This window comes from Dellaglioa sp. CoH-56-MRSF-11 (assembly GCF_056782135.1).
In genome coordinates this window covers 355441-362829 of sequence record NZ_JBXAYE010000002.1, presented here as the reverse complement: position 1 = coordinate 362829, position 7389 = coordinate 355441, and the positions used below count along the sequence as shown (strand labels likewise).

The 7389-nt window shown below is 30.0% G+C and carries 7 protein-coding genes; 6 read left to right on the top strand and 1 reads right to left on the bottom strand.

Annotated features, from left to right (window positions below; all coding sequences use genetic code 11):
- Positions 1-571 precede the first annotated feature (571 nt).
- Positions 572-856: a hypothetical protein gene (locus tag AC1RPT_RS03680; RefSeq protein ID WP_481762401.1), complete on the bottom strand. Its 285-nt coding sequence runs from the start codon at positions 854-856 to the stop codon at positions 572-574.
- Between the two features lie 79 nt (positions 857-935).
- Here AC1RPT_RS03680 and AC1RPT_RS03675 point away from each other — a divergent pair, with 79 nt between their 5' ends.
- From AC1RPT_RS03675 to recJ, 6 genes are read left to right on the top strand one after another with little or no spacing between them, the layout of a single operon-like run.
- Positions 936-1613: a response regulator transcription factor gene (locus AC1RPT_RS03675; protein WP_481762182.1), complete on the top strand. Its 678-nt coding sequence runs from the start codon at positions 936-938 to the stop codon at positions 1611-1613.
- The gene (locus AC1RPT_RS03670; RefSeq protein WP_481762402.1) at positions 1603-2889 is read left to right on the top strand and encodes a sensor histidine kinase; all 1287 of its coding nucleotides are present in this window, start codon (positions 1603-1605) and stop codon (positions 2887-2889) included. Before AC1RPT_RS03675 ends, AC1RPT_RS03670 begins: the two co-directional genes overlap by 11 nt.
- 19 nt (positions 2890-2908) lie before the next feature.
- On the top strand, positions 2909-3856 hold the full coding sequence (gene rnz / locus AC1RPT_RS03665; protein WP_481761397.1) for a ribonuclease Z: 948 nt from the start codon (positions 2909-2911) through the stop codon (positions 3854-3856).
- The gene (locus AC1RPT_RS03660; RefSeq protein WP_409022789.1) at positions 3852-4661 is read left to right on the top strand and encodes an SDR family NAD(P)-dependent oxidoreductase; all 810 of its coding nucleotides are present in this window, start codon (positions 3852-3854) and stop codon (positions 4659-4661) included. The genes rnz and AC1RPT_RS03660 overlap by 5 nt, the downstream gene beginning before the upstream one ends.
- 11 nt (positions 4662-4672) lie before the next feature.
- Entirely contained in the window at positions 4673-5038 is a 366-nt protein-coding gene (locus AC1RPT_RS03655; protein ID WP_481761396.1) for a lipopolysaccharide assembly protein LapA domain-containing protein, read from the top strand.
- Between the two features lie 17 nt (positions 5039-5055).
- On the top strand, positions 5056-7386 hold the full coding sequence (recJ, locus tag AC1RPT_RS03650; RefSeq protein WP_481761395.1) for a single-stranded-DNA-specific exonuclease RecJ: 2331 nt from the start codon (positions 5056-5058) through the stop codon (positions 7384-7386).
- Positions 7387-7389 lie beyond the last annotated feature (3 nt).

Genomic DNA, 7389 nt, shown 5'->3' with positions numbered 1-7389 from the left:
AATACTGGGATAAAGCCATTTAGAAACATATTAAATTTTATATTATTTCATCCGTCAACTTGACAGGGCCTAGTACAGGTCATGGTGGCCTCTTTTTTTGTTTTCAGAATAAAAAACTGGTGTTGATGAATTTTATTTCACCAACACCAGAAAGTGTACACCCTTAAAATAGCTATGTTCTATAATGTTTTTTAAATTTGTTTCAACAAACTAATATTGTCCTTTTTTGAATAAGATAGGACAATTGATGACTTAATCCAGTAGTTGTATGAATAATGTATTGTGTTAAAAATTAGCGTTTAATTTATCTATTACTTTTTAGGACGATGTACAGGGTATACAGTGAAATTAATAGGGCAACGATACTTACTGTTGTAGATAGAATATTCATTTGTTTTACCTCCATTTTTTAGATATACTATAAAGACAGGATAATTATGTAGAATAACTTTATCTATTAACAAATGTCACTAATGCTAACTGTATAACAGCAGTTAGCATTTTTTATTAATACTCCATGCGATATATATAATAGCATCAGAGTAGAATGAAGACAGATCTATTTTAAGTTTTAAGCTAAAAATAGTTTATTATGATCTATTTTATAACCTAAAATTAAATGTAAATTTTTATCAATAGTTTGGATAAACAGCTTATTATGACGTGATTTCAACTCAGATACGTGAAGTAAATCTTGAAGTAACAAGGGTTTATCAGAGGGAGTAACAATTAAAATAAAATATTCTGATGTACTAATTACCTTAGAAATAGGGTAAAATAGATTATTAGTAGTGTAATATAAATTAAAATTTTTATTTAAATCAATAGTGGCTAATTCTAAATCGATCATTCGCATAATATTTAACCATCCTTTAGTAGAAGATATAATTATTATGCATTTTTTTTAATGAAAATGAAAGGAATGAGGAAAAAAAATGCCAAGAGGATTAATTATTGAAGATGATACAATTATTTCTGATAATATTGTTGAAGCAACAGCAAAAATTATGACGTTAGAGCAAGCGTTCGATGGCGAGGAAGGCTTTTTTAAAGCTTCACAAAATATATATGATATTATTATTTTAGATTTAATGCTTCCTACAATATCGGGATTTGATGTATTAAAAAAAATTCGAGAAAAGAAAATTGACACGGCAGTGCTAATCTTATCAGCAAAAGATAGTGTTGACGATAAAATTACCGGATTTAATTTAGGGGCGGATGATTATTTAGCTAAGCCATTCAATTTAAACGAATTACAAATGAGAATAAAGGCTCTTCTGAAAAGAACAATGAAATTTGAAATAGATAGTGAATTAAAATATCAAGATATGATTTTATCTGATAACAGAACAATTATTTCTGGCAGCCAATCTATCAATTTACAGGGTAAAGAGTATGAATTTTTAACATACTTACTGGAAGATAAGAATACTATTTTAACGAAAGAACAAATATTTGACCGTGTTTGGGGATTTACGTCCGATACTAGCATTACGGTTGTAGAAGTTTATATGAGTAATCTGAGAAAAAAATTAAAAAAGATTGGTCATGAAAAAATGATTCGAACAATTAGAAACGTTGGTTATCTGGTTGAACCTGATGAAAAATAAGGCAAATAGAGATACGCGTATAAAATTATTTTTTATGTATCTTTTAAGCTTCAGTATTATTTTTGTAACACTTGGTTTAATTGTATATAGTTCATTTAATGACACCTTAACAGTTAATGTAGATATATCAATGAAAAAACAAATTAGACGAATAAAAGATTCTAATTATGTCTCCATAAATAGAATCGATGATAGTCCACTTTTGAAGCAAGCACCTGACTTTAAAGTCTATCAAATCTTATGGTCACAAAATGGAGAAATAATTAATAAAGATGCAATGGGTACCAGATACCCCGTTTTTAATAAGATACCATTTAAAAAATCTGATTTAAACAAATTTAAAACAATTAAACAAAAAAACGGACCTACGTTTAGGTCATACTTAATGGAAATTCCAGACTCAGCTGTTAAAAAATGGCATAAAGCACGATATATTCAAATTATTGAAAATATTGAGATTAATCAAAACTCATTGATTAGTTTTAGGAATATTTTACTTGTATCTCTGCTTATTTTTGGAATGTTGTCGATTGCCTTAAGTGTTATTTTATCATCTATTAGTATTAAACCAACGATTAGTGCATGGAATAAGCAAAGAGAATTTATCGATAATGCAGCCCATGAGCTTAGAACACCATTGACGATAGTACAAAATAAATTAGAGTATTTGTTAACAAAACCTAATGCAAATATTATCGATGAAAGCGAGTCAATTGCAACTTCATTAAGTGAGATTAGACGATTAAATAATCTAACAAAAGATCTATTATTGTTAGCTAATTCAGATTCTAATGCTAATGTGTTTAACTTTAAGAAAGTCCTTGCTAAGGAATACTTTGAGAATATTATTCATCCTTATGCAGATATTGCGCTTAGTCAAAATAAACAATTTTATTTTCAAATAAATATTGCAAGTAAGTACATTCAATTAGACGAAGACCGTATACATCAATTAATTGTCATTTTACTTGATAATGCATTGAAATACACAGTAGCGGGTAATGAAATTTCGTTTATCGTTATTGAGTCGGCTAAGCAACTAGTGATACAAGTCATTAATGATGGAGAAAATATTAGTGATACACATAAAAAAATAATCTTCCAACGCTTTTATAGAGAAGAAAAATCAAGAAATCGTAAAACAGGTGGTAATGGGTTAGGCTTGTCAATTGCGAAATGGATCGTTGAAGAGCATAAAGGTAAAATTGAAGTTAGAAATAAGATACCGAAGGGTGTCGTTTTTGAAGTTACATTACCAATGAAATCAAATGAATAAGTAAGGATAGGTTAATAATATGGAATTAGAATTTTTAGGTACAGGAGCAGGAGCACCTGCAAAAAATAGAAATGTAACCAGTATTGCACTAAAACTACTAGATGAACGTAATAGTGTTTGGTTGTTTGATGTAGGTGAAGCAACACAACATCAAATTTTACAAACGACAATAAAACCTCGGAAAATCGAAAAAATATTCATTACACATTTACACGGAGATCATATTTTTGGGTTGCCAGGTCTTTTGAGTAGCCGATCATTTCAAGGAGGTAATGGACCTTTAACTATTTTTGGTCCTAAAGGAATTCAAAATTTTGTGAAGACCAGTTTACAAGTTTCTGAAACGAAGTTGTCATATACAATTAAATTTGTAGAACTTGATAAACCTGGATTAATATTTGAAGATAGCACTTTTAAAGTATATTTTGATTACTTAGATCATCGTATTATAAGCGTGGGTTATCGAATTGTGGAACATGATTATGCAGGCGAATTACAAATAGATAAACTTAAAGAATTAAATATTCCGTCTGGTCCAATTTATGGAGAATTAAAAGCCGGTAAAATAGTTCAATTAGAAGACGGCACAAAATTAAATGGAAATGATTTTTTGGGAGAAACTAAAAAAGGGCGTATTGTCACAATTTTGGGCGATACAAGAAAAACAAAAAATAGTTATACATTAGCTGAAAATGCAAATGTTCTGGTTCATGAGAGTACATTTGAAAAAGCTGAATCAAAAATGGCAAGGAATTATTATCATACAACTAGTGCTCAGGCTGCAGAAATCGCTAAAAAATCAAACGTGAAAATGTTATTATTGACACATATTTCCGCAAGATATGTTGGTAAAATGGCCATTACTTTACAGAGTGAGGCAAGAAGTATCTTTAAAAATACAACGGTTGTTAGAGATTTTGATGTAATTAATGTGCCGTTTTCTCAAAAGGAAAAAGTAAATGATTAGTCAATATAAAGAGTTAAAAGATTTACGTAATAGAATCGTTCTAATTAGTGGTGGTTCAAGTGGTTTAGGTAAGGAACTGGCATATGAGGTTGCTAGAAAAGGTGCAATTGTTGTTATTTGCGCTAGACAAATGGATAAACTTACAGAGGTTAAAGATGCTTGTCAGCGTCTATCTGGTCGATTGGCTTATGCGATTGAATGTGATGTTTCTGATCCAATTCAAATTGAAAAAATGGTTAAAAAAATTGAATCTTCAATTGGACCGATTGAAGTACTTATAAATAATGCAGGGTTTGGTTTGATGGAGAATGTGTTATCTTTTGATATGGATGTTGCTGAAAAAATGTTTAGAGTAAACGTCTTGGGGCTAATGTACATGACTCAAAATGTTGCGCTAAATATGGCAGATAGAAAATATGGCGTTATTATTAATATTGCATCTATTGCTGGGAAAATTGCAACACCGAAATCAGCAATTTATTCAGCAACGAAATATGGTGTCCTTGGTTATTCTAATGCGTTGAGATTAGAATTAAAACCACTAGGGATTAAAGTTATGACAGTTAATCCTGGACCAATTGATACTAATTTCTTCAAAATAGCTGATAAAGAGGGCAACTATTTAAAAAATATTGGATCAATGATGCTAAATCCTGCGCATGTTGCAAAGATTATATCAAGAAACATAAGTACAAATAAACGCGAAATTAATTTACCATATTATATGGAAATGGCATATTTGGGATATACAATTTTCCCTAAAATGGGAGATTTACTTGCGGGTACAGTATTTAACAAAAAATAGTGGGGGAAAATATGAAAAAACAATGGCGAACAATCATAGCGTTATTACTTATTATCGTAATAGCAATTTTTTCAATTTTAAATGTAAAGGAAGTTTCAATTAATTTTTGGTTTGCAGAAATTAAAATGCCAATGATTCTTATTTTATTATTTTCAATTTTAGCAGGAGCACTACTGATAGGTCTGTTAACAACAAGTGCAACTTTAAAATTAAAAAAAGAAAATAAAGAATTAAATCAACAATTGGATGACTATAAAAATAATTTTGATGAATCATTGAAAAATTCAATTGATAAAATAAAAACTCAGAATAGAAAAGAAGTTCAATTACTACAAAATGAAATTAAAACGTTAAAATCAGAAAATATAAATCGTTAGTAAAGTAGAGGTTTAACATGATTGAATCAAAGTATAGTTGGAAGTTTTTAGATTTAAGTAATGACAAAATACCTAATGAAATATTTGAAAATATTCAATTAGATCATTCATTGATATCTTTACTATGGAGCCGCGGACTTACATCTGAAAAAGCTATTACTGATTTTTTAAATGTAGGAGCAGAAAACATTCACGATCCAATGCTTATGCATGATATGAGTAAAGGAATTGAACGAATTCAACAAGCAATAGTTAAAAATCAAAAAATAACGGTTTATGGTGATTATGATGCTGATGGGTTAACGAGTACCTCAATCATGTTTGAGACACTTAGTGATATGGGCGCAGATGTGGAAACTTATATACCTAACCGATTTATAGATGGTTACGGACCTAATGTAGATGCTTATAAAAGAATAATAGACAATGGTACTAATTTGATTATTACTGTTGATAATGGTGTATCAGGGAATGAAGCAATAGAATTTGCTCAATCTCAAGGTATAGATGTTATCGTAACCGATCATCATGAATTACCAGATGTTTTACCAAAGGCTTATGCAATAATTCATCCTCGACATCCTGAAGGAAAATATCCGTTTGGAGAACTTTCAGGTGCTGGTGTGGCATTTAAAGTTGCGAGTGCATTAACAGGTGATATTTCAGAAGAATTACTAGATTTAGTGGTAATCGGTACAGTAGCAGATTTGGTATCACTGACAGATGAAAATCGTTCACTTGTAAGTTTCGGTCTGAAGGTTTTACAACAAACGTTCCGGCCAGGATTGATTGCATTAATGGAAGTTGCGAATGTAAAACAGGAAACAGTAGATGAAAAAGATATTGGTTTTGGTATTGCGCCGCGTTTAAATGCAATTGGGCGATTAGGTGATGCAAATATTGGTGTTGAACTGTTAACTAGTCTAGACGATGAACGAGCACAGGAAATAGCAAACTTTGTTCAATCTGAAAATGTACGCCGTCAAAAAATTGTAGCAGATATATTAGAACTAGCATTGAAACAGGCTACAGCAGAGTATAATCAGTACAAGAAAACACTGGTAATAACAGGTGAAAATTGGCACGAAGGTGTATTAGGTATCGTTGCTAGTCGTGTTGTTGAAGTAACTGGTAAACCGACAATTATTTTAAACCAAGATACAGAGAAGGGCTATTTAAAAGGATCCGGTCGAAGTATTGATACATTTCATTTGTATAACGCAATTAATGAACATAGAGAATTAACATCTCATTTTGGTGGACATCATATGGCCGTGGGATTAACATTTCCCATTCAAAACTTAGAAAGATTTAGATTAGACTTGGAAAATGAAGCAGTATCTCAAGGAATTCAATTGAACGTTAAGCCAGCCAAAGTGGTTGTAGCAAAGCTAAATGTAGATCAATTGACTTTGGATTTTTATAAGGATATTGAAAAATTAAAACCATTTGGTACAGACAATGAAAAACCGATTTTTGAAATTAAATATAAATCAATACAAAATGTTAAGGCTATTGGTAAAACAGGAACTCACTTAAAATTTGAAGTTGTTGGTGAGAAAGAAAAAATTAGTGGAATTTCATTTTCAAATGCAAAGTATGTTGATGATTTCAAGAATACTTTAGATGAGATCAAATTAATCGGTGAAATTGAAAAAAATGTATGGATGAATAAAACAAATTTACAGTTAATGGTACAGGACATTAAATTTGAAGGGCTTGTAATTATTGATGAAAGAACTGACCACGTGAATAAAAGTTTATTTCAAAATGAAGGCTTGTTTATATTCTGGAATAAAAAAAATTATGACCAAGTAAAACAATTTTCATCAGACAAACAGATATTTAAGCAGGCTGATCAACTAAAAAGTGTATCAGATTTTGATAATCAAAGAACAATTATATTTGTAGATTGCCCAAGCTCGTTGGAACAAATGTCTACAATATTACGTTTATCGGATAGTCAGAAAATAATTGCAGTATTTTTAAAGACTAACAGTGCCTATTTAGATGGTATGCCATCCAGAGAACAGTATGCAAAGTTATATAAATTTGTGATGAGTCATAAAGATGTTGATATTAATAATCAACTAATCGTCTTATCTGATTTTTTAAAAATAAAGAAAAATTTATTAATATTCATGATTAAGGTGTTTTTAGAGTTGGAATTTGTTAAAATAAAAGATGGATTAATGACTGGAAAAAGTACAACAAATAAAATGGACATTAAAAATACTTCTGAATATAAGCTAAGAAATAATCGAATATTAGCTGAAGATAAGTTAGTCTACTCTAAAGAGAATGATCTTAAAAAGTGGATACTTGAACAATTGAATACAGAAGATTAAAGG